The sequence below is a fragment of the Butyrivibrio sp. INlla21 genome (genome assembly GCF_900116875.1).
Classification (GTDB): Bacteria; Bacillota; Clostridia; order Lachnospirales; family Lachnospiraceae; genus Butyrivibrio.
In genome coordinates this window covers 1-2,181 of the sequence record NZ_FPCC01000063.1, presented here as the reverse complement: position 1 = coordinate 2,181, position 2,181 = coordinate 1, and the positions used below count along the sequence as shown (strand labels likewise).

General features: G+C 35.9%; 4 protein-coding genes. All 4 read right to left on the bottom strand.

Going from position 1 to position 2,181, the window contains the following annotated elements:
* Positions 1-157 precede the first annotated feature (157 nt).
* The 4 genes from BM377_RS16040 to BM377_RS16025 all read right to left on the bottom strand — a co-directional run bounded on the left by BM377_RS16040 (position 158) and on the right by BM377_RS16025 (position 2,076).
* A complete protein-coding gene (locus tag BM377_RS16040) occupies positions 158-775 on the bottom strand; it encodes a hypothetical protein (protein WP_092250994.1) in 618 nt (205 codons plus the stop codon).
* Between the two features lie 143 nt (positions 776-918).
* Positions 919-1,359, bottom strand: a complete 441-nt coding sequence (locus tag BM377_RS16035; RefSeq protein WP_092250992.1) for a GNAT family N-acetyltransferase — start codon at positions 1,357-1,359, stop codon at positions 919-921.
* A 69-nt stretch (positions 1,360-1,428) separates the two neighbouring features.
* Positions 1,429-1,659, bottom strand: coding sequence for a hypothetical protein (locus BM377_RS16030; protein ID WP_092250990.1), 231 nt, complete (start codon positions 1,657-1,659; stop codon positions 1,429-1,431).
* Between the two features lie 9 nt (positions 1,660-1,668).
* Entirely contained in the window at positions 1,669-2,076 is a 408-nt protein-coding gene (locus tag BM377_RS16025; RefSeq protein ID WP_092250988.1) for a hypothetical protein, read from the bottom strand.
* Between the last annotated feature and the right edge of the window lie 105 nt (positions 2,077-2,181).

Below are 2,181 nucleotides of genomic sequence, written 5' to 3'. Positions count from 1 at the left end.
GTATGAAAAGCTGTACGAAAGGGTAAGTGATTTGTCTGCTGCTTAGCAGGCGAATCCTCTCATTTTAATTTGTACTAAATCTTGACATAGGACCAGTGTTCTATTTACTTCACGAGATATGGTTTCAATTATCTCCTTCCATTCTCGTTTATAATCTTTATACCAGTTCACCCATCAATCCTCCTTCATATATGTTTCTATACACTTTGTCAGGATAAAAAGACAGATACTCTTTGACAACAGAAAAATCCAGCCTTGTTGACCTAATATATTTTTTTAGTTTTTTTAAAAGCTCAGTACCACCAATTTCACTGTACTTATCAATGTTAGTCATAAGATCAAGAAACTGTAGTGCAAACTTATTTCTCTCGGTCACAGTATCAACCGGTTTATACACTATAATGGTATTTCCGTCAAAATCCTGCTTCCTCTGTTTGGTAGTTGCTTCGTTACTGCAAATTTCATAAACTGAAGGATTCTGTGTAGTAAAGCCATATTGATTAGCCAATTGTAAACCAGTGACATAACCAGAAACTGTGCCATCAACATTTAAGTATTTTTTATCAATATATTTATCTACAGATATGCGTCCCTTGGTCCCAAGTATTGTCATATAGGGCAAATAGTAAACGCCATTGTACAAACGTTCAAGCCTTCCTTCATCAACGAGTTTTTTCATTTCCTGACGGAGGTAATCCTTAGAATTACTCGGTAGTTCATCTAAGAAAATCGGCTCACCATCTGTGAAATTCTCTATAATATAATCAATTACCATTTTAATCACCTCACAAATACGAAATTGCTGTTTTCATTTTTATAATAGCATGATTCATTTTATATTTCAAGCAAAAAAGCCTGCATCATATCACATTGATACAGGCTTAATACAGAACTATAGTTACACAAGCAGCTTTATATTTATAGCAATAACATTCTCATCAAAACAGTTCCTTCGTTGTTTTCAAGTTCTTCGAATCCCATCTTTTTATAGAGAGCATAACCAACACTCATCACTTCAGGCTTCGTAGTAAAACGAACTTCCTTAAATCCTAACTCGCGACATTTATCCAACATCGCATTGAGCATATACCTAGCATGCCCTTTGCCTCTTTGTTCAGGTTTAATATATAATCTCTTTGCCTCAGCTTGATCATCATTAAGTTTTTTGATTGCTATTGTTGCAATCGGATCACTATCCTCATAGCCAAGAAGCAATGCTCCACCTTTATAAAATCCCTCTAGATCAGCTAATTCTTTATCAAGAGATACGAAGCAGTTCTCTGCCCCTTTTATCTTTGAATAGTCCAAAATAAGATTCTTTGCTGCTTCATAATCATCACATTCTTTTATTTCAATCATCTCTGTAACCTCGATTTGCTTAATAGCGGAGTTATAATTAGCTCTTCTTCTTTCTGAAGATGCAGCTATTTACTTATCATATTCATTCCACTGTCCATTATCGTAATAAATAATCCCGTCATAGGTTGCTTTTGCTCTGCCTTCATCCCTAACAGCGCATTCAACCTTTATGGCATTTTTATTTTTACCATCTACCTCTACTGTAGTCTCTTCCTCCAAGCAAGCGTTCTCATCAACTTCAGTGATTCCGGTATTACCGGGAAACCATAGCTCTGCTTTATTATCATCAACCTTGTACACATAGAGAAATTAATTCTCTCCAATTGTATTTACATAGGTGATATGGAATACATATTCTTCTTCACCATCATTATCCATATCATTTTTATTCATGGAATCCACTGTACTATAGGCGCCAATTACAACTTCCTGAGTAGTTCCATCTGTAAAAGTAAATTCTATTGTTGCATCATCATTATAAAAAGTTTTGGATGAATCATTAGTGCAGTCAGACCAAGTAACTTTACTTACCTTTGAATCCAAAGGTGCCTCATTCACCTCTTGATCGACCGGTTCTTTCGTTTCGTTATCGACAGGTTCTTCCGCCTCGGAATCGACCGGTTCGTTAATCCCGGAATCAATCGGTTCTTTATCAGGAGCACCGGTATGTCCACAACCTGTGGCAGCAAATGACATGGCGATTAAAAGCAAAAGCAATCTAGTTCTATTGTAAGCGTCAAATAATCCGCCTATGATTTAATCCGCAACTATGGTTTACTTTAAAAAACTGAAAAAACTAACTAGTTTTTTAAAGGAGGCCAG

What these genes read in the sequence shown, in the direction of transcription:
- BM377_RS16040 (WP_092250994.1), bottom strand. Translation starts at nt 775, where the DNA reads ATGGTAATTGATTATATTATAGAGAATTTCACAGATGGTGAGCCGATT.
- BM377_RS16035 (WP_092250992.1), bottom strand. Translation starts at nt 1,359, where the DNA reads ATGATTGAAATAAAAGAATGTGATGATTATGAAGCAGCAAAGAATCTT.